Below are 19,370 nucleotides of genomic sequence, written 5' to 3'. Positions count from 1 at the left end.
GATCCAGCCCCGCACTGTGCAACCCGCTCCTCCCACTCCTCGTACCTTCGCCTCCCTCCCTCAGGAGATCCGATGTCCCCGCAGCTCATCACCAGGCCGGTTCAGGTCCTCGCCGCTCCAGGCGACCGCCACGACGAGATCCTCACTCCCGCCGCGCTCGACTTCATCGGTACGCTCGCCCGCGCCTTCGCCTCGGACCGCGAGCGCCTGCTCAAGGAGCGTCGGCGCCGGGCGTTGCGGCTCGCCGAGGGATACCCGCTCGACTTCTCGATGGTGACGCGGCGGATCCGTGAGGACGCGGACTGGCGGGTCGCGCCCCCGGCCCCCGGTCTCGCCGACCGGCGCGTGGAGATCACGGGGCCGCCCGAGCGCCGGATGACCGTCAACGCGCTCAACTCCGGAGCGAGGGTCTGGCTCGCCGACTTCGAGGACGCCACGGCACCGACCTGGGACAACGTGATCGGCGGGCAGCTCAACCTGCTGGACGCGATCGAGCGGCGCATCGACTTCACCACCGAGGCGGGCAAGGACTACCGTCTTGCCACCGATCGGCCCCTGGCGACGATCGTGGTCCGCCCCCGCGGCTGGCACCTCGACGAGGAGCACCTGGAGGTCGACGGCCGCCCCGTGCCGGCCGCGCTCGTCGACTTCGGCCTGTACTTCTTCCACTGCGCGCAGCGGCAGATCGATGCCGGACACGGCCCGTACTTCTACCTGCCCAAGCTGGAGAACCGCGAGGAGGCGCGGCTGTGGAACGACATCTTCGTCCTCGCCCAGGACCTCCTCGGCATCCCGCACGGCACGGTCCGGGCCACGGTCCTCATCGAGACGATCACCGCGGCGTTCGAGATGGAGGAGATGCTGTACGAACTGCGCGAGCACAGCGCCGGGCTGAACGCGGGACGCTGGGACTACCTCTTCAGCGTCATCAAGACCTTCGGCCACCGGACCGACTTCCTGCTGCCGGACCGCGCCCGGGCCACCATGACCGCCCCTTTCATGCGGGCGTACACCGAACTCCTCGTCCACACCTGCCACAAGCGCGGCGCCCACGCCATCGGCGGAATGGCGGCCCAGGTGCCGAGCAAGGATCCCGAGGCCAACGAGGCCGCGTGGGCGAAGGTCCGCCTGGACAAGGAGCGCGAGGCCGAGGACGGCTTCGACGGATCCTGGGTCGCCCACCCGGCGCTGGTTCCGCTGTGCCGGGAGGTCTTCGACGGCGTGCTCGGTGACGAGCCGCACCAGCTGAGCCGCACCCGCGAGGACGTGGAGGTGACACCCTCGCAGCTGCTCGCGGTCCGCAAGGTCAGCGGCCCCCCGACGTCCCACGGGGTGTGCACCAACATCTCGGTCGCGGTCCGCTACTTCGCCGCCTGGCTGCGCGGACAGGGCGCGGTCGCCCTGGACGGTCTCATGGAGGACGCCGCGACCGCCGAGATCGCCCGCGTCCAGGTCTGGCAGTGGCTGCGTCATCGGCAGGTCGACCGGGAGACGGTGCTCGCTCTCCTCGAAGAGGAACTCGCCGCTCTCGTGGCCGAGTTCCCCCGCTCTCCCGTCGACGAGATCCGTGCACTCTTCGAGCGCACCGCGCTCGCCACCGAACTCCCCCTCTTCTTCACGCCCGACGCCTACACGCGCCACCTCGTCCGGACCACGGAGCGGCAGTCATGACCATCGACGTGAACCGTGTGGGAGTCGTCGGGGGCGGCCAGATGGGAGCGGGCATCGCCGAGGTCTGCGCCCGGGCCGGCATCGACACGATCGTGTGCGAGGCCGACGGCACAGCGGTACAGCGCACCCGCGACCGCATCACGGCCTCGCTCGGCAGGGCGGTCGACCGGGGCAGGTGCACAGCCGCGCAGGCGCAGGGCGCACTCGGCCGGATGACGTTCACCGGGGAATTGGACGATCTTGCCGACCGGCAGCTCGTCGTCGAGGCGATCGTCGAGAACACCGACGCCAAGACGGAGCTGTTCGCCGCTCTCGACAAGATCGTCGAGGATCCGGCCGCCGTGCTCGCCACCAACACCTCCTCGATCCCCGTCATGCGCCTCGGCATGGCGACCGGGCGCGCCGACCGCGTCGTCGGACTGCACTTCTTCAATCCGGTGCCGGCCCTGCCCCTGGTCGAGGTCGTCACGTCGCTGCACACCTCGGCCGGGACCGCCGCACTGGTGGAGCACTTCGCCGCGGGGACACTCGGCAAGACCGTGGTGCGCTCCCGTGACCGCGCCGGGTTCGTCGTCAACGCGCTGCTCGTCCCGTACCTCCTGTCGGCGATCCGCATGACGGAGTCCGGCTTCGCGACACCGGCCGACGTCGACCACGGCATGGAGCTCGGCTGCGCACACCCCATGGGACCGCTGCGACTCGCCGACCTGATCGGGCTCGACACGGTCGCCGCGATCGCCGAATCGCTCTACGAGGAGTTCAAGGAGCCGCTGTACGCACCGCCGCCACTGCTCCAACGCATGGTGGAGGCAGGCCTGTTGGGGCGGAAGGCCGGGCGGGGCTTCCATGTCTACGGGCAGGTGGCCACCGAGAACCACCGGGGCTGAGGGGCCCGGGTACCGCCGTCGGAATGAGGGACGGCGGCGGTTGAGCCCGTGGGGCGTGGGCCGGCGCACGACGCCGGTCCGCGCCCCACGGGCTTTCGGCCGTCCAGCTCTCAGGTGGCCCATCTCACCATCCGGAATCCGGACCATCCGGCCACTCTCCGCCACCGGCCCGTAGGGTGAGCGCTGCAGCTGGTTCGCCCCGTCCGCCAGGCGGGATGCGTCGCAAGAGGGAACCCGATGGGAATCCGGGACTGCCCCGCAGCGGTGAGTGGGAACGACCGCCGTCATACGCACTGGGTCCGACAGACAGGGCCTGGGAAGCGACGGCCAGTAGATGTCCTCCCCAACGGGAGGACGCGCCCGCGAGTCCGAAGACCTGCCATCTGCCCGTGCGCGTACGACGCGTGCGCGGACATCCCGGTGACCTCGAGGGCGGGTCGGCGTACATATCCGGCGAACGACCGCGCCCTTGCCGCGCGAGGTCGTACCGCCGTTTCTGTCGCTCCTTCGCGCGTTCGGGTCTTCGGGATCCCAGGGATACGTCTCTCGAAGGAGAACTCCGTGACCACCAGGACCGCAGCCGCGGCAGCACGGGCCACCGTGTACGGCTACCCGCGTCAGGGCCAGAACCGGGAGCTGAAGAAGGCGATCGAGGGGTACTGGAAGGGCCGCGTCACCGCCGACGCGCTGCGTACCACCGCCGCCGAACTGCGCCGCACCAACCGTCGGGAACTGGCGGCGGCCGGCATCGACGAGGTCCCCACCGGTGACTTCTCGTACTACGACCACGTCCTCGACACCACCGTCATGGTCGGTGCGATCCCGGGGCGCCACCGGGCCGCCGTCGCGGCCGACGCCCTGGACGGGTACTTCGCGATGGCCCGCGGCACCCAGGATGTGGCGCCGCTGGAGATGACCAAGTGGTTCGACACCAACTACCACTACCTGGTGCCCGAGTTGGGACCGGACACGGTGTTCACCGCCGACTCCACCAAGCAGGTCGCCGAGCTGAAGGAGGCCCTCGCCGAGAGCCTCACCGCCCGACCGGTTCTGGTGGGCCCGGTCACGTACCTGCTCCTTTCGAAGCCGGCGCCGGGCGTCGCCGCGGACTTCGACCCGCTGACGCTGCTGGATCGGCTGCTGCCCGTGTACGCCGAGGTCCTCGCGGACCTGCGTGCCGCCGGTGCCGAGTGGGTGCAGCTCGACGAGCCCGCCCTGGTCCAGGACCGTACCGCGGCCGAGCTCAACGCCGCCGAGCGCGCCTACCGCGAGCTCGGTACCGCGACCGACCGGCCGAAGCTCCTTGTGGCCTCCTACTTCGACCGGCTCGGCGACGCCCTGCCGGTCCTCGCCAAGGCGCCGGTCGACGGGCTCGCCCTCGACTTCACCGATGCCGCGGCCGCCAACCTCGGCGCGCTCGCCGCAGTCGGCGGCCTGTCCGGCAAGCGGCTGGTCGCCGGTGTCGTCAACGGGCGCAACATCTGGGTCAACGACCTGGAGAAGTCCCTCGCCACACTCGGCACCCTCCTCGGCCTCGCCGACCGCGTCGACGTCGCCGCATCCTGCTCTCTGCTGCACGTCCCGCTGGACGCCGCCCTGGAGAAGGACGTCGACCCGCAGATCCTGCGCTGGCTGGCCTTCGCCCGCCAGAAGACCGCCGAGATCGTCGCCCTCTCCAAGGGCCTGGCCCAGGGTACGGACGCGATCACCGCCGAGCTGGCGGTCAACCGGGCCGCGCTGTCCTCCCGCGCCACGTCGCCGATCACCCGCGACCCGGCGGTGCGCGCCCGTGCCGCCGCCGTCACGGAGTCCGACACCCGTCGCGCCCAGGCGTACCCGGAGCGGGCGGCGGCCCAACGCGCCCACCTGGGCCTTCCGCTGCTGCCGACCACGACCATCGGCTCGTTCCCGCAGACGACCGAACTGCGCACCGCCCGGGCCGACCTGCGCACCGGCCACATCGACACGGCCGGCTACGAGGAGCGCATCAAGAACGAGATCCGCGACGTCATCTCCTTCCAGGAGAAGACCGGGATCGACGTCCTCGTGCACGGCGAGCCCGAGCGCAACGACATGGTGCAGTACTTCGCCGAACAGCTGACCGGCTACCTGGCCACGCAGCACGGATGGGTGCAGTCCTACGGCACCCGCTACGTCCGCCCGCCGGTCCTCGCCGGCGACATCTCCCGCCCCGCACCGATGACGGTGCGCTGGACCTCGTACGCGCAGTCGCTGTCGGACCGGCCCGTCAAGGGCATGCTCACCGGCCCGGTCACCATGCTCGCGTGGTCCTTCGTCCGCGACGACCAGCCGCTCGGCGACACGGCACGCCAGGTCGCCCTCGCCCTGCGCGACGAGGTGGGCGACCTTGAGGCGAACGGCACTTCGATCGTCCAGGTCGACGAGCCGGCCCTGCGCGAGACCCTGCCGCTGCGCGCCGCCGACCACGCCGCGTACCTGGAGTGGGCGACCGAGGCGTTCCGGCTGTCGACGGCGGGGGTGCGGCCGGAGACGCAGATCCACACGCACATGTGCTACGCCGAGTTCGGCGACATCGTCCAGGCCATCGACGATCTCGACGCCGATGTCATCAGCCTGGAGGCCGCCCGCTCGCACATGCAGGTCGCCCGCGAACTGGCCGAGCACGGCTACCCGCGCGAGGCGGGTCCCGGCGTCTACGACATCCACTCCCCCCGCATCCCGAATGCCGAGGAGGTATCCATCCTGCTGCGTACGGGACTTGAGGCCATTCCCGCCGAGCGGCTGTGGGTCAACCCGGACTGCGGCCTGAAGACCCGCGGCTGGCCCGAGACCCGCGCCTCCCTGGAAAACCTGGTGTCCGCCGCACGCACCGTGCGAGCGGACCTCGACCCGGCCTGACGCATCGCGGTGGGGGTGCCGGCCGCGCGGAGCGCCGGCGCCCCCACCGCTGCACCCGAGCGCTTTTTCACGAAGCAGGGGGACAGTCGTGAAGCAAGAGCCGACGACCGTAGTCGTCAACGGAAAACCCATGATCGCCGTACCGGTCAAGCAGTACGAGTCCCTCCTCGCCCTGCGCAGGCAGCTGGGGGCCCAGGGAGCGCGTATGCAGTCACTGCGGAGAGCACTCAGCGATGTGGCCGACTTTCTGGAACGGCTCGATGCGGCACAGGAAGAGACATCGCCCGGCACCGACCGGGCAATACCCGATACCGGCGCCTTCACCGCGGAGCTCCAGAACCACATCCGGCACGCACGCGCACTCACCGAAGCCAAGGGGGCACGGGGCGGTCGGCCCCGCCCACACACCCCTTGAAGTTAGGTTCACCTAACTTTTGTGTGCGACACAACATCTGGCCTAACTGAAATCCAGGAAACCTAGATGTAGTGTTGCTCTCGCTGGTGGTTCACCGGGCTTGACGGTCTGGTGAGGCAAGAGGGAACCCGGTGAAAGACCGGGACTGCCCCGCAGCGGTGAGCGGGAACGACCGCCGTCATACGCACTGGGCCGGGTGAATCCGGGCCCGGGAAGCGACGGCCAGTAGGTGTCCTCCGTCGTCCGGAGGATGTGCCCGCAAGTCCGAAGACCTGCCACCGGCGCGCGCACCGGACCGTGGTGCGCGCGCTTCGAGGCCCCGAGGGAGGGCCGCGTGGCTGTGGCTCGGACCGGGGCAGAGGTACTTCGTACCCGCGTGTCCCCCTTTCCGCCGCACCCGCCCGCCTTCCTTCCCGTCCTCGATCGAGAACGACACGGGAACGAGGAGAGGGAGGCGAGAGACCGTGAGTGGTCTCGTGTATTTCTCCAGCGTCTCGGAGAACACCAAGCGCTTCGTGGAGCGTCTTGACCTGCCCGCGACGCGGATCCCCCTGCGCCCCCATCGCGAGGGCATGCCGACCGTCACCGAGCCGTACGTGCTGATCGTGCCGACCTACGGCGGCGGCGAGCGCGCGGGCGCGGTGCCCAAACAGGTGATCCGCTTCCTGAACATCGAGGCCAACCGCGCCCTGCTGCGCGGCGTGATCGCCTCGGGCAACACCAACTTCGGTGCCGACTACTGCCTCGCCGGGCGCGTCATCTCGGCGAAGTGCAAGGTCCCCGAGCTGTACCGATTCGAACTGCTGGGCACGGAGCGCGACGTCCGTGCCGTACGAGAGGGGCTGGAGAAGTTTTGGACACGACTGTCGTCAACGAGGCGACCGGAGCTGGTGGGGCAGACGGCGTGAGCACTTCCACCACGACCGTGCCGGTCCCCGCCGCGTCCCAGCGCGAGTCGGTCGGCACGCGCAAGGACTACCACACGCTCAACGCGATGCTGAACATGTACGACTGCGACGGACGTATCCAGTTCGACAAGGACCGCGAGGCCGTCCGCCAGTACTTCCTCCAGCACGTCAACCCGAACACGCTCACGTTCCCGAGCCTGAAGGAGAAGATCGACTACCTCGTCGAGAACGACTACTACGAGGCGGAACCGATCCGGCGTTACGACTGGGACGTCGTCGAGGACCTGTACCGGCAGGCGTACGCGCACGAACACCGCTTCCGCACGTTCCTCGGCGCCTTCAAGTACTACACGTCGTACACGCTGAAGACCTTCGACGGCACCCGCTATCTGGAGCGGTACGAGGACCGTGTCGTCGCGACCGCCCTGTATCTGGGCGCGGGCGACGGCGAGTTGGCCTCCCGGCTCGTCGACGAGATGATGACGGGCCGCTTCCAGCCGGCCACGCCCACCTTCCTCAACGCCGGGAAGGCCCAGCGCGGCGAGCTGGTCTCCTGCTTCCTGCTGCGCGTCGAGGACAACCTGGAGTCGATCGGCCACGGTATCAACTCCGCGCTCCAACTGTCCAAGCGCGGCGGTGGAGTTGCCCTTCTCCTGACGAACCTGCGCGAGCAGGGCGCCCCGATCAAGAAGATCGAGAACCAGTCGTCCGGTGTCGTCCCCGTGATGAAGCTCCTTGAGGACTCGTTCAGTTATGCCAACCAGCTCGGCGCGCGACAGGGCGCGGGCGCGGTGTATCTGCACGCGCACCACCCGGACATCATGCGGTTCCTGGACACCAAGCGGGAGAACGCGGACGAGAAGATCCGCATCAAGACGCTCTCGCTCGGCGTCGTCGTCCCGGACATCACCTTCGAACTCGCCAAGCGCAACGAGGACATGCACCTGTTCTCGCCGTACGACGTGGAGCGCGAGTACGGCAAGCCGCTGTCGGACCTGTCGGTCAGCGAGCACTACGACGACCTCGTCGCCAACCCGAACATCCGCAGGACGACGCTGAGCGCCCGCGAGTTCTTCAAGACCATCGCAGAGCTGCAGTTCGAGTCCGGCTACCCGTACCTGCTGTTCGAGGACACGGTGAACCGGTCCAACCCGATCCCCGGCTGGATCAACATGTCCAACCTGTGCTCGGAGATCCTCCAGGTCAACACGCCCAGCACATACGACACGTCGCTCGGCTACGAGACCGTCGGCAAGGACATCTCCTGCAACCTGGGCTCGATGAACATCGCCACCGCGATGGCCTCACCGGACTTCGGAGCGACCGTCGAAGCGGCCGTGCGCGGTCTGACGTCGGTCTCCGACCAGTCGAACATCGACGCGGTGCCGTCGGTGGCGCACGGCAACGACCGCTCGCACGCCATCGGCCTCGGCCAGATGAACCTGCACGGCTACCTCGCCGCGCAGCGCATCCACTACGGCAGTGAGGAGGGCGTCGACTTCACGAACATGTACTTCTACGCCGTCGCCTTCCACGCCCTGCGCGCCTCCAACCAGCTCGCCGCCGAGCGCGGCACGGCCTTCGACGGGTTCGAGACCACGCGGTACGCGGACGGCTCCTACTTCGACACGTACACCGACCGGGTATGGGAGCCGGCCGCCGATCGAGTGCGCGCCCTGTTCGCCGACTCGGGCATCACCCTGCCCACGCAGGACGACTGGCGTGAGCTGAAGCGTTCGGTCCAGGAGCACGGCATCTACAACCAGTACCTCCAGGCGGTGCCGCCGACCGGTTCGATCAGTTACATCAACGACTCCACGGCGTCCATCCACCCGATCGCCTCCAAGGTGGAGATCCGCAAGGAGGGCAAGCTCGGCCGCGTCTACTATCCGGCGCCCGGCATGGACAACGACAACCTGGAGTACTTCGAGGACGCGTACGAGATCGGCTACGAGAAGATCATCGACACGTACGCGGCCGCCACTCAGCACGTCGACCAGGGCTTGAGCTGCACCCTCTTCTTCCGGGACACGGCCACCACCCGCGACCTGAACAAGGCCCAGATCCAGGCCTGGCGCAAGGGCATCAAGACGCTCTACTACATCCGGCTGCGGCAGGAGGCGCTGGAAGGCACCGAGATCGAGAACTGCCTGGCCTGCACGCTGTGACGACCGCCCGCCCCGCCCCTGCCCGCCCTCAGAACGACGCTGCGAAGGCACGATCATGACCACCCTCCCCTCCCTGACCGAGCTGTCGGTCACGCCTCCCTCCTACCGTCACGACCCGGCCGCCCGGCTGCGCCCCGTCAACTGGAACCGGGTCACCGACGAGAAGGACCTGGAGGTGTGGAACCGGCTGACCTCGAACTTCTGGCTCCCCGAGAAGGTGCCGCTGTCCAACGACATCACCGCCTGGCAGCAGCGGCTCAGCGCCGAGGAACGCACCCTCACCATGCGGGTGTTCACCGGTCTGACCATGCTGGACACCGTGCAGGCCACGGTCGGCGAGATCGTACAGATCCAGGACGCGCGGACCGAGCACGAGGAGGCGGTGTACACCAACATCGCCTTCATGCAGGCGGTGCACGCCCGCAGCTACTCGTCGGTGTTCTCCACGCTCTCCACCACCCCGGAGATCGACGACGCCTACGAATGGGCGGTCGGCAACGACATCCTCCAGCAGCGCTGCAAGGCCGTCCTGCAGCACTACTACGGCGACGACCCCCTCAAGCGGAAGGTCGCCTCGACCCTGCTGTCGTCACTTCTGCTGTACGCGGGTTTCTACCTGCCGCTGCACTTCTCCACGCACGCGCTGCTGACCAATACCGCCGACATGATCCGCCTGATCCTGCGCGACAAGGCGGTGCACGGCTACTACTCGGGCTACAAGTACCAGCGCGGCCTGGAGAAGCGGACCCCTGCGGAGCAGGAGGCCATGCGCGTCTTCACGCTCGAACTCCTCGACGAACTCTACGAATTGGAGCTGCGCTACTCGGGCGAGCTGTACGAGCCGCTCGGCCTCATGGACGACGTCGCGGTGTTCGTGCGCTACAACGCCAACAAGGCGCTGATGAACCTCGGTTACCCGGCGCGCTTCGGCGCGGACGAGACCGAGGTCAACCCCGAGATCCTCGCCGCCCTGTCCCCCGCCGCGGACGAGAACCACGACTTCTTCTCCGGGTCCGGTTCGTCGTACGTCATGGGCAAGGCCGAGGACACGGACGACGACGACTGGGACTTCTGAGACTCATGTCCACGACTCCCCACGTGCCCGCCCAGCGGGCCACCGCGCCCTTCGGCCCGTGCGTGCTGCTCAAGCACGGCGAGGTCTTCCTCAAGGGGCGCAACCGCGACCGCTTCGTGGAGCGGCTGCACGACAACCTGCGGGTCGCGCTGCGCGACGTCGGCGGGTCCACCTGGATCAAGCCCGCCCAGAACGTCACGGTTCTGGGCAGCGACGGCCGGGTGCCCATCGACGCACTCGTGGAGCGTGCCCGGCGGGTCGTCGGGTTCAACGTCATCGAGCCCGGGGTGCGCGTCCCCAGCATTCTGGACGCGGTGACGCGGGCCGGTGTCGAGGCGCTGACGGAACTGGCGGCCACCAGGGGCGTCCGTGACTTCGCGGTCCGGGCCCGCAGGCGGGACAAGTCGTTCCCGCTGACCTCGTCGCAGGTGGCGGCGCACGTGGGGGCACGGATCAAGGAGACGCTGCCGGACCTCCCGGTGAACCTCAAGCACCCCGAGGTCCTGCTGAACATCGAGATCGACCGCAAGGAGACCTACCTGACCTGGACGCGCCTCGCGGGCCTGACCGGTCTGCCGGTCGGCTCCAGCGGGCGCGCCCTGGCACTGCTCTCCGGTGGCTACGACTCCCCCGTCGCCGCCCACCGGGCCCTGCGCCGAGGGCTCGCGGTCGACTTCGTGCACTTCAACGGGGCCCCGTACACGAACCCCTCTTCCGTCTACAAGGCGTACGCCCTGGCCCGTGAGCTCAACCGGTACCAGCCGCCGGGCAAGCTGCACGTGATCGCGCTCGGCAAGGCCCAGAAACAACTCGCCGTCGCCGGGGCCGGCCGGCTGCAAGTGGTGGCACAGCGCCGCTTGATGGTGCGGGCCGCGTCCGCGCTCGCCGCACGGCTGGGCGCCGAGGCGCTGGTCACCGGCGACAGCCTCGGCCAGGTCGCCAGCCAGACCCTGGCGAACATGGCGGCCGTGGACGAGGCGGCGTCCCTGCCGGTGCTGCGCCCGCTGATCGGCTGGGACAAGCAGGAGATCATCGACGAGGCCCGCGCGATGGGCACGGCGACCATCTCCGTCCTTCCCGACGAGGACTGCTGCCAACTGCTCGCACCCCCGCGCGTCAGCACGCGGGCCGGGCTGCCGCAGCTGATGGCCGTGGAAAAGCGCATCGACCTCGACGAGGTGGTGGAGGCGCTCCTCGCACACGTCCAGGTGATGGAACCCGGAGCCGACCCGGAGCCGGAGCGGGCTCGCTGCACAACCCCGGCATCGGCATGAGAATCCTCCGCCGGGCCCGTGCCGCGCGCGTCTCAGTGGTTCGCCAACGCCGCCGTACGCGGTTGCCGGTGCCCCCGCGTCTCGACCTGGCGCAGGGCCGAGCCGACCCGCACGGCGTCCGCCGATGCGGCTACGTCGTGCACACGCACGGCCCAGGCCCCTCGGGCCGCCGCCAGCGCGGACACCGCGGCGGTGGCGGCGTCACGGGCGCGAGCGGGGCGGGGCGCGCCGGTCCCGGGGTCGGCGAGCAGCGTGCCGAGGAACCGCTTGCGGGAGGCGCCCACCAGAACGGGGCAGCCCAGGCGGGCCAGTTCGTCGATACCGGCGAGCAACTCCCAGTCGTCGTCGCGGTCCTTGGCGAACCCGAGGCCCGGGTCGACGATGAGCTGCCCGGGGTCGACGCCGGCCGACACCATCGTGTCGATCCGACGCTCCACCTCGCGGACGACATCCGCGCGTACGTCCGCGTACTCTGCCAGGCCCTCCATGACATCCGCATGCCCGCGCCAGTGCATCACCACGAACGGAACGCCACTGCGCGCGGCGACCTCGGCCATGCCGGGATCCGCGAGGCCACCACTCACATCATTGATCAGACAGGCTCCGGCCTCCACCGCCGCCGACGCCACCGAGGCCCGCATGGTGTCGACGCTCACCGGCGCTCCGCCGGCCACCAGCCCGCGGACCACGGGCAGCACGCGCCGCAGCTCCTCCTCGCAACTGATCCGCGAGGCGCCGGGGCGCGTCGACTCCCCGCCGACATCGATCAAATCCGCGCCCTGGGTGACGAGTTCCAGACCGTGCGCGATGGCGCGCCCCGGATCGAGCCACAGACCGCCGTCGGAGAACGAGTCCGGTGTCACATTGAGAATTCCCATGACACCGCAGCGGTCCCAGGACAGTGCCACGGAAGAAGGGTTGGTGGACGCACTCATGAGGAAATAATGGCTGATCCGCATTCACTGTGTACAGCGGGGCCAGGGAAATCATGCCCGAACCGCCTTCACTCATATCAACAAGTGGACTTCCCTGATGTGGAGTTCGTCAACTGGATAGGTTGCCTCCATGGTTATCGGCACCTCAAGCACCCGGTCGGACAGCGCGCAGTCCATTCGAGACCTCCTCTCTCAGGGCGACCGCTCCTACTCGTTCGAGTTCATGCCCCCGCGCAGCCCGGCGGCCGAGGCCGGACTATGGAAAGCCATCCGTAAGCTGGAGGCACTCTCGCCCACCTTCGTTTCCGTGACGTATGGCGCCGGGGGTTCCACACGGGGCCCCACCATCAATGTCACGGGGCGTATCGCCCAGGAGACGACACTCACACCCGTCGCCCACCTGACCGCTGTCGACCACAGAGTCGCCGAACTGCGGAACATCCTCGGCCACTACGCCGACCAGGGAGTTCGCAACATCTTGGCTCTTCGGGGGGACCCTCCGGGCAATCCGCTCGGCACCTGGAACCGGCACCCCGAGGGCGTCGGCCACGCGGCCGAGCTCGTCAGCCTGATCAAGGAATCGGGGAACTTCTGTGTCGGGGTCGCCGCTTTTCCCGAAATGCATCCACGTTCACGCGACCTTGCCAGCGACATACAGCACTTCGTCGACAAGTGCCGGGCAGGGGCGGATTACGCCATCACGCAGATGTTCTTCGACGTGGACACGTATCTCCGTTTCCGTGACCTCGTGGCTGCCGCGGGGTGCGAGACACCCATCATTCCCGAGATCATGCCCGTCACGACACTGCGATCCCTGCGGAGAATCCCCGACCTTTCCACGGCCACGTTTCCGAGCGGGCTCGCCGACCGCATGATCGCCGCGGAGGGCAACCCGGCCGTCGTACGCGCGCTCGGAATCGAGCACGCCACGGAAATGTGCCGCCGCCTCATCGCGGAGGATGCGCCAGGACTGCATTTTATGACCATGAACTTCTCGACCGTGACGACGGAGATCTACCAGAACCTGGGGCTCGCGTCTTGATTCCGAGGGAGGCGGTGGGAATATTTCTCGCCACTAGATGGCCAGGCCCGCCCCACCACCTTCGCCAACAAGGCAGCAGGCGTCGGAGTCAGGTAACCCGCAGGCCACTTGGGGCATGATGGGTCGGCACCACAGTCAGCCGAAAGCGGAACAGCACCCATCAGCCCAAGGTAATCCGAAAGGACATGAACGGTGTACTGCCCCTTTTGCAGACTCTCTGACAGCCGCGTCGTCGACAGTCGGTCCACCGACGACGGCACCTCGATCCGCCGAAGGCGCCAGTGCCCTCACTGCCAGCGGCGGTTCACCACCGTGGAGACGTACTCCCTCCTCGTGGTCAAGCGCAGCGGAGTCACTGAGCCATTCAGTCGCACCAAGATCGTCAGCAGTGTCCGCAAGGCATGCCAGGGCCGCCCCATCACTGAGGACATGCTCGATCGCCTCGGCCAGCAGGTGGAGGAGAACCTGCGGGCCGCCGGAAGTGCCCAACTGAGCACACATGAAGTGGGGTTGGCGGTGCTCGAACCACTCAGCGAGCTCGATCCGGTGGCCTACATGCGCTTCGCCTCTGTGTATCGCGCCTTCGAGTCGCTCACAGACTTCGAGACCGCCATCGCCGAACTGCGCGCCAAGTGCCACCAGTCGGTGAGCTGAACCACACAAGCTGACGCAGGTGACGCCTCGAGCCAGCCGGTCACACATCCCCTGTGGCGAAATACCGGTACGCGTTACTTCACGAAAGCACCCATCCTCTGCCTCTCGGCGGCGAACGGCATGGAAAAACTCCGTTCGAAACGCACACCTTCTACGAGCGTCGCCTCAAAGACCAAGGAGACCGTCTCCTTGGCCGCCATCGCGGTCGGCTGGGACATCTCCGCGATCGCCTCGGCGACCTTCAGAGCCCCGGCCCGTAGTTCGCCAGCGGGGACGACGCGGGACCAGCGCGGTGCGCTCAGCCGCGACCGCGTCCACGATGCGGCCTTTCGGGCACGTTTCGTCGTGATCACCACTGGTCTGGCTTTGGTAGGCGAGAACCAGTTGGTCAAAGAAGTGTCACGAAACCTCCGGGCCCCCGAGGTAGCGCTGGAGAGCACTCGCAGTGGTGTCCACGAACTCCTCGGGATGGCGTCGGCGTCGGCCCAACAGACCTGGGCATGCTTGCGTGGCTCGCGGTTCCCAGGTTCGCCGCTCCACGCGTGGGCTGCGAAGACAGCGGCCAGGCCGCCGATGGGAGCTTCAACTCCCCAACCTCGGTGGGTGATGCGGGCGACTTTGACGACCTCAGGCTTCACCGTCAGGGCGGTCCTTTCGTAGAACTCGCGCACCGGGGACGGGCGTCCGCCATCGGCTCAGCCCAGATTTCTCGGGGGCTGCTCGCCCACCATCCGAAGCAGGTAGGTGTCCATGATCCAGCCGTGCCGGGCCCGTGCTTCGGTGCGGACCTGCCTGATGCGGTCACGCACCTCGTCCAGGGGCCCGGCGATCAGCAGCTCGTCCGGGGTTCCCAGGTAGGCGCCCCAGTAGATCCAGACGTCCTCGCCCTCGACCTGGGTGAACGACTCGCCCCCGTCGAGCATGACGACGATGTCCCCGTCGTCGTTCTGCCCCACCTCGGGCAGGCGCCGGGCCGGCGTGATGTGCACGGGGCGGCCCACCTGGTTCAGCGAGATGCGGTGCCGCGCGGCGAGCGTGGAGACACTGGTGATGCCGGGTACGACCTCGACCGTCGCGGAGACCCGCCCACGCTCCTCGATGTCGGAGAGGATCCCGAGTGTGCTGTCGTAGAGGGACGGGTCGCCCCACACCAGGAAGGCTCCGGTCTCGCCCGGCGCCAGCTCCTCGAGCATCAACCGCTCGAAGAGATCTCCCCGCCGGGCCCGCCAGTCCTCAATGGTGGACGTGTAGGCGGAGCGGTCCATGGGACGGCGGTTCCGGCTCGGGTCCTCGACCTCCACCACCCGGTACGGCTCCTCGGCATGCTCCTCCACCATCTGGTGGCGCAGATCCGTGAGAGCGGACTTGTCGGCACCCTTGCCCACGACGAAGAAGACGTCGGCGCGCTGGATGGCCTTCACAGCCTGGAGGGTGAGGTGGTCGGGGTCGCCCGCACCGATGCCGATCACGAGGATCGTGCGCCGCCGTGTGCTCTCGGAGTCGACCGTGCTGTCCATGTTCTGCGTGCCCATGACGAACAGTCTCGCAGTCCCCCTCTGCCACCCACCCCGGGCCCTCCAGCCTCACCGACCGCCCGGAACCGGCCGCTGCACCGGGCCGTCGTACGAGGCCAACGGGCGGATGAGAGCGTTGTGTTCAAGCTGCTCGGTGATGTGTGCGGTCCAGCCGGTGATCCGGCTCATCACGAAGATCGGGGTGAAGACGGGGATGTCGAAGCCCATCAAGTGGTAGGCGAGACCGGCCGGGTAGTCCAGGTTCGGGTGGATGCCCTTGGCCGAGACCATCGCGTGGCGCAGGGCCGCGTGCAGGGTGGCCAGACGCGTCGTCTCCGGGTCGGCGGCGCGGGCGACGAGCCGGTCGAGGGCCTCCTGCATGATCGGCACGCGGGAGTCGCCGTGCTTATAGACACGGTGCCCGAAACCCATGATCTTGCGCTTGGAGGCGAAGGCGTCGGCGAGCCACGCCTCGGCCTTCTGCGGGTCCTCGATCTCGTTCAGCATGTGCATCACGGCCTCGTTGGCGCCGCCGTGCAGCGGGCCCTTCAGTGCGCCGATGGCCGCCGTGACCGCGCTGTACAGGTCGGAGAGGGTCGAGGTGACCACGCGAGCGGTGAAGGTCGAGGCATTGAAGCTGTGCTCTGCGTACAGGACGAGGGAGATCTCGAAGCAGCGGACCACGGACGGGTCCGGGACGGATCCGAAGCACATGTGGAAGAAGTTCTCCGCGTAGCCGAGCTCCGGGTCGGGCGCGAGGGGTGCGAGTCCCCTGCGCCGGCGCTGGTCGGCGGCGACCACGGTGGGCAGTTTGGCCAGTAGCGCCAGGGACTTGGCACGGTTGACGGCGAGGCTGTCGTCCGCTTCCGAGGGGTCCTCGGCGCCGAAGAAGCTCACGGCGGTGCGCAGCACGTCCATGGGGTGGCAGGTCTCCGGCAGCCGTGCCAGGAGTTCGGCCGTGGTGCGGTCGAGCGGGCGCAGGGCGCGCTCGCGGGCCTGGAACTCGCGCAGCTGGCCGGGGTCGGGCAACTCGCCGTGCCACAGGAGGTACGCGACTTCCTCGAAGGAGCAGCGGGCTGCCAGGTCCTGGACCGGGTAGCCGCGGTAGGTGAGGGAGTTGGTGTCCTGGATGACGGTGGAGATCTCGGTGGTGTCGACGACGACACCGGCGAGACCGCGGTGGATCTCCGGGGTGATGGTCATGGCGGTCCTCCGGAAGGTGCGGGCGTCAGGAGTGGGCGGGGAAGGTGATCCGGGGCGCCGCGGCCGCGGTCGGCCAGGACGCGGGGGTGCCGGCAGGGTCTGCGGTGGCGCCGGTCAGGCGCCGGGCGGCAGCCGGAAGTCGAAGACGGAGGCGTCGAACGCCGCGTACTCGTCGTAGCCGAGAAGCTCGTACAGGCGTGAGCGGGTCATCATGCGGGGCAGCAGGGACTCCTGCGTGCCCTCCGCGGCGATCGTGCGCAGGCCGTCCTCGACGGCGCCCATCGCGGTGCGCAGCAGTGTCACCGGGTACAGGGCGATGTTGTAGCCGAGCGATTCGAGGGTCGTGATGTCCAGCAGGGGCGTCTTGCCGAACTCGGTGAGGTTCGCGAGCAGCGGTACGTCCACGGCCTCGCGGAACGCCTCGTATTCGGAGCGGTCGGCGAGGGCCTCGGGGAAGATCGCGTCGGCTCCGGCGTCCACGTATGCCTTCGCCCGGTCGATCGCCGCGTCCAGTCCCTCGACCGCACGGGCGTCGGTGCGGGCCATGAGCAGGAAGTCGGGGTCGCGGCGGGCGTCGACGGCGGCGCGCAGCCGCTTGACCATCTCCTCGCGCGGGGCGATCGTCTTGCCGTCGAGGTGGCCGCAGCGCTTGGGGTTGACCTGGTCCTCCAGGTGCAGGCCCGCGAGGCCCGCGTCCTCCAGGAGCTGCACCGTTCGGGCGGCGTTCATGGGTTCGCCGAATCCGGTGTCGGCGTCGATGAGGACCGGCAGATCGGTGACGCGCGTGGTCTGCACCGCGCGTGCGGCGATCTCCACGTTGGTGGTCAGGCCGATGTCGGGCAGACCGAGGTCGGCTGCCATCACCGCGCCGGACAGGTAGACCGCGTCGAAGCCGGTGTCCTGGATGAGGCGGGCGGAGAGCGGGTTGATGGCGCCGGGCATGCGCAACAGCCGCCCGGAGGCGAGCTGTTCACGCAGGGCGCGGCGGCGCTCCTGCGGTGTCGTACGCGTGTGGAGCAGCATCAGAACAGGCCCTTCGGGAGCTTCGCGTCGTACGCGGCGACGGCTTCCAGATCCACGGGCGGGAAGAGCCCGTCGAGGTCCACCGCTCCGAGGTCGGCAAGGTGTTCGGCGGCGGACAGGAAACGGTCCTGGTCGGCGGCGGTGACGACGCCCTCGGCCAGGGTGCGGAACTTTCCCTGGTAGGCGGGGCGGTCGAAGGGGCGGGCACCGGCCGGGTGCGCGTCGGCGACACCGAGCTCGTCCTCGATCACTGTGCCGTCGTCGAGGGTGATGACCGCGCGGCCACCGAAGGCCCGGCGCTGCGGGTCGGGGTCGTGGTAGCGGCGGGTCCACTCCGGATCCTCGACCGTGGTGATCTTCTGCCACAGTGCGACCGTCTCGCGACGCCGGGCACGCTCAGGTGCGTAGGAACGCTCGTGGTGCCACGTGCCGTCCTCCAGGGCGACGGCGAAGATGTACGGCACGGAGTGGTCGAGGGTCTCGCGGCTGGCGTTCGGATCGTACTTCTGCGGGTCGTTCGCGCCGGAGCCGATCACGTTGTGGGTGTGGTGGCTGGTGTGCAACACGATCGAGCGCACCTGGTCGAGCGGGCCGGCCTTGTCGCGCAGGCGCCGGGCCAGGTCGATGATCGCTTGTGCCTGGTACTCGGCCGAGTGCTCCTTGGTGTACGTGTCCAGGATCGCGCGGCGGGGTTCGCCCCGCTCCGGGAGCAGCACCGTGTAGTCCGAGCCCGGCCCGTCCAGCATCCAGGCGAGGAAGCCGTCCTCACCCTCGTAGACCGGTGACGGGGCGGACTCGCCGCGCATCGCCCGGTCGACGGCCTCGATCGCCGCCTTGCCGGCGAAGGCCGGGGCGAACGCCTTCCAGCTGCTGATCTCGCCCTTGCGGGACTGGCGGGTGGCGGTCGTCGTATGCACGGCCTGCTGGATGCCCTGGTGAACCGTCTCGGTCGGCAGTCGCAGCATCGCGCCGAGCCCGGCCGCGGTGGCGGCGCTGAGGTGGGCGACGTGGTCGATGCGGTGGGCGTGCAGGCAGATGCCCTTCACAAGGGCCACGTGGATCTCGTACGCGGCGACGATGCCGCGCAACAGGTCGGCACCGGTGCGCCCGGTGTGCTGGGCGACCGCCAGAAGCGGCGGAATGTTGTCGCCCGGGTGGGAGTAGTCGGCGGCCAAGTACGTGTCGTGGAAGTCGAGTTCACGCACCGCGGTGCCGTTCGCCCAGGCTGCCCACTCGGGTGAGACGCGGGCGCGGCTGCCGAACACGGACGCTCCCGGCGCAGTGGCTCGGTGGGCGCTCGCCTGGGCGCGGGCGACCGCGACCGGGCGCCGGGTCAGGGAGGCGACGGCGACCGAGGCGTTGTCGATCACGCGGTTGACGGCCATGGCGACACTGCTCGCGTCGAGGTCGTCGGTGGCGGTGGCGACGGCGGCCAGCTTCCAGGCCAGCTGGTCCTCGCGGGGCAGACGGTCGGAGCTGGGATGGACGCGGATTCGGTGCTCGATCACGTGACTCCTCACGGCGGGGGCGGCGTGCGCCCTGGTACGGCAGGGCCCTCCGCGAGCGGCGGCGGGCCCGGATGCGACACGGCGGAAACGCTTCGCGCCCCGCCCGATGTGCTGATCCTGCCCGCCGCGGATTGCGGAGACCACAGGCCGAAGCTGTGGAATCCGTACAGGTCACGACGCCGCATCTGCGAATTCTGCGAAAGAAGCGGATGC

General features: G+C 68.9%; 16 protein-coding genes, 1 pseudogene and 2 riboswitches. Of the genes and pseudogenes, 10 read left to right on the top strand and 7 right to left on the bottom strand.

The window, feature by feature from the left end:
- Nucleotides 1-72: 72 nt before the first annotated feature.
- The 8 genes from aceB (at nucleotide 73) to thiI (ending at nucleotide 11,278) form a co-directional block, all read left to right on the top strand.
- Nucleotides 73-1,671 carry a malate synthase A gene (gene aceB, locus ACZ7L4_RS12645; protein WP_472101728.1) on the top strand — a complete coding sequence of 533 codons (1,599 nt, stop codon included), beginning with the start codon at nucleotides 73-75 and terminating at the stop codon, nucleotides 1,669-1,671.
- Nucleotides 1,668-2,558 carry a 3-hydroxybutyryl-CoA dehydrogenase gene (locus ACZ7L4_RS12640; protein WP_472101726.1) on the top strand — a complete coding sequence of 297 codons (891 nt, stop codon included), beginning with the start codon at nucleotides 1,668-1,670 and terminating at the stop codon, nucleotides 2,556-2,558. Before aceB ends, ACZ7L4_RS12640 begins: the two co-directional genes overlap by 4 nt.
- Nucleotides 2,559-2,731: 173 nt before the next feature.
- Nucleotides 2,732-2,956, top strand: a riboswitch (cobalamin riboswitch).
- 163 nt (nucleotides 2,957-3,119) lie between these two features.
- Nucleotides 3,120-5,438 (top strand): 5-methyltetrahydropteroyltriglutamate--homocysteine S-methyltransferase, encoded by a 2,319-nt coding sequence (gene metE, locus ACZ7L4_RS12635; protein WP_472101724.1) that lies wholly within the window; start codon nucleotides 3,120-3,122, stop codon nucleotides 5,436-5,438.
- A gap of 88 nt (nucleotides 5,439-5,526) precedes the next feature.
- Entirely contained in the window at nucleotides 5,527-5,853 is a 327-nt protein-coding gene (locus ACZ7L4_RS12630) for a hypothetical protein (RefSeq protein WP_472101722.1), read from the top strand.
- 70 nt (nucleotides 5,854-5,923) lie between these two features.
- Nucleotides 5,924-6,147, top strand: a riboswitch (cobalamin riboswitch).
- A 170-nt stretch (nucleotides 6,148-6,317) separates the two neighbouring features.
- A complete protein-coding gene (gene nrdI / locus ACZ7L4_RS12625) occupies nucleotides 6,318-6,761 on the top strand; it encodes a class Ib ribonucleoside-diphosphate reductase assembly flavoprotein NrdI (protein ID WP_472101720.1) in 444 nt (147 codons plus the stop codon).
- Nucleotides 6,758-8,929 carry a class 1b ribonucleoside-diphosphate reductase subunit alpha gene (gene nrdE, locus ACZ7L4_RS12620; RefSeq protein WP_472101718.1) on the top strand — a complete coding sequence of 724 codons (2,172 nt, stop codon included), beginning with the start codon at nucleotides 6,758-6,760 and terminating at the stop codon, nucleotides 8,927-8,929. The genes nrdI and nrdE overlap by 4 nt, the downstream gene beginning before the upstream one ends.
- Before the next feature lie 55 nt (nucleotides 8,930-8,984).
- Nucleotides 8,985-10,004, top strand: coding sequence for a class 1b ribonucleoside-diphosphate reductase subunit beta (gene nrdF / locus ACZ7L4_RS12615; RefSeq protein ID WP_472101716.1), 1,020 nt, complete (start codon nucleotides 8,985-8,987; stop codon nucleotides 10,002-10,004).
- Between the two features lie 5 nt (nucleotides 10,005-10,009).
- Entirely contained in the window at nucleotides 10,010-11,278 is a 1,269-nt protein-coding gene (gene thiI / locus ACZ7L4_RS12610; protein ID WP_472101714.1) for a tRNA uracil 4-sulfurtransferase ThiI, read from the top strand.
- 32 nt (nucleotides 11,279-11,310) lie between these two features.
- Here thiI and folP read toward each other — a convergent pair whose 3' ends face one another.
- Complete coding sequence (gene folP, locus ACZ7L4_RS12605) at nucleotides 11,311-12,213, bottom strand: dihydropteroate synthase (protein WP_472101712.1); 903 nt, start codon at nucleotides 12,211-12,213, stop codon at nucleotides 11,311-11,313.
- Nucleotides 12,214-12,343: 130 nt separating this feature from the next.
- Here folP and metF point away from each other — a divergent pair, with 130 nt between their 5' ends.
- Both metF and nrdR read left to right on the top strand, forming a co-directional pair.
- Complete coding sequence (metF, locus tag ACZ7L4_RS12600) at nucleotides 12,344-13,255, top strand: methylenetetrahydrofolate reductase [NAD(P)H] (RefSeq protein WP_472101710.1); 912 nt, start codon at nucleotides 12,344-12,346, stop codon at nucleotides 13,253-13,255.
- Nucleotides 13,256-13,447: 192 nt separating this feature from the next.
- Nucleotides 13,448-13,909 (top strand): transcriptional regulator NrdR, encoded by a 462-nt coding sequence (gene nrdR, locus ACZ7L4_RS12595; protein WP_472101708.1) that lies wholly within the window; start codon nucleotides 13,448-13,450, stop codon nucleotides 13,907-13,909.
- 74 nt (nucleotides 13,910-13,983) lie between these two features.
- Here the strand turns inward: nrdR and ACZ7L4_RS12590 are convergent, their stop codons facing one another.
- The 6 genes and pseudogenes from ACZ7L4_RS12590 to ACZ7L4_RS12565 form a co-directional block, all read right to left on the bottom strand.
- Nucleotides 13,984-14,265 carry a hypothetical protein gene (locus ACZ7L4_RS12590; RefSeq protein WP_472101706.1) on the bottom strand — a complete coding sequence of 94 codons (282 nt, stop codon included), beginning with the start codon at nucleotides 14,263-14,265 and terminating at the stop codon, nucleotides 13,984-13,986.
- Nucleotides 14,266-14,308: 43 nt separating this feature from the next.
- A pseudogene (locus tag ACZ7L4_RS12585) lies at nucleotides 14,309-14,580 on the bottom strand (NUDIX hydrolase); the annotation flags it as partial.
- A gap of 24 nt (nucleotides 14,581-14,604) precedes the next feature.
- Entirely contained in the window at nucleotides 14,605-15,441 is an 837-nt protein-coding gene (gene cobF / locus ACZ7L4_RS12580) for a precorrin-6A synthase (deacetylating) (RefSeq protein WP_472101704.1), read from the bottom strand.
- Nucleotides 15,442-15,492: 51 nt separating this feature from the next.
- Nucleotides 15,493-16,626, bottom strand: a complete 1,134-nt coding sequence (locus ACZ7L4_RS12575; RefSeq protein ID WP_472101702.1) for a bifunctional 2-methylcitrate synthase/citrate synthase — start codon at nucleotides 16,624-16,626, stop codon at nucleotides 15,493-15,495.
- 114 nt (nucleotides 16,627-16,740) lie between these two features.
- Nucleotides 16,741-17,649 carry a methylisocitrate lyase gene (gene prpB, locus ACZ7L4_RS12570; protein WP_472101700.1) on the bottom strand — a complete coding sequence of 303 codons (909 nt, stop codon included), beginning with the start codon at nucleotides 17,647-17,649 and terminating at the stop codon, nucleotides 16,741-16,743.
- On the bottom strand, nucleotides 17,649-19,157 hold the full coding sequence (locus ACZ7L4_RS12565) for an MmgE/PrpD family protein (RefSeq protein ID WP_472101698.1): 1,509 nt from the start codon (nucleotides 19,155-19,157) through the stop codon (nucleotides 17,649-17,651). Before ACZ7L4_RS12565 ends, prpB begins: the two co-directional genes overlap by 1 nt.
- Between the last annotated feature and the right edge of the window lie 213 nt (nucleotides 19,158-19,370).

This window comes from Streptomyces sp. NPDC107575 (assembly GCF_055657265.1).
The sequence above is the reverse complement of the archived record's forward strand: the minus strand, read 5'-3'. Positions and strand labels throughout refer to the sequence as shown.

Coding starts and splice junctions, on each gene's coding strand:
- aceB (WP_472101728.1), top strand. CDS start 73: ATGTCCCCGCAGCTCATCACCAGGCCGGTTCAGGTCCTCGCCGCTCCA.
- prpB (WP_472101700.1), bottom strand. CDS start 17,649: ATGCTGCTCCACACGCGTACGACACCGCAGGAGCGCCGCCGCGCCCTG.
- cobF (WP_472101704.1), bottom strand. CDS start 15,441: ATGGGCACGCAGAACATGGACAGCACGGTCGACTCCGAGAGCACACGG.
- thiI (WP_472101714.1), top strand. CDS start 10,010: ATGTCCACGACTCCCCACGTGCCCGCCCAGCGGGCCACCGCGCCCTTC.
- nrdF (WP_472101716.1), top strand. CDS start 8,985: ATGACCACCCTCCCCTCCCTGACCGAGCTGTCGGTCACGCCTCCCTCC.
- ACZ7L4_RS12575 (WP_472101702.1), bottom strand. CDS start 16,626: ATGACCATCACCCCGGAGATCCACCGCGGTCTCGCCGGTGTCGTCGTC.
- ACZ7L4_RS12640 (WP_472101726.1), top strand. CDS start 1,668: ATGACCATCGACGTGAACCGTGTGGGAGTCGTCGGGGGCGGCCAGATG.
- folP (WP_472101712.1), bottom strand. CDS start 12,213: ATGAGTGCGTCCACCAACCCTTCTTCCGTGGCACTGTCCTGGGACCGC.
- metF (WP_472101710.1), top strand. CDS start 12,344: ATGGTTATCGGCACCTCAAGCACCCGGTCGGACAGCGCGCAGTCCATT.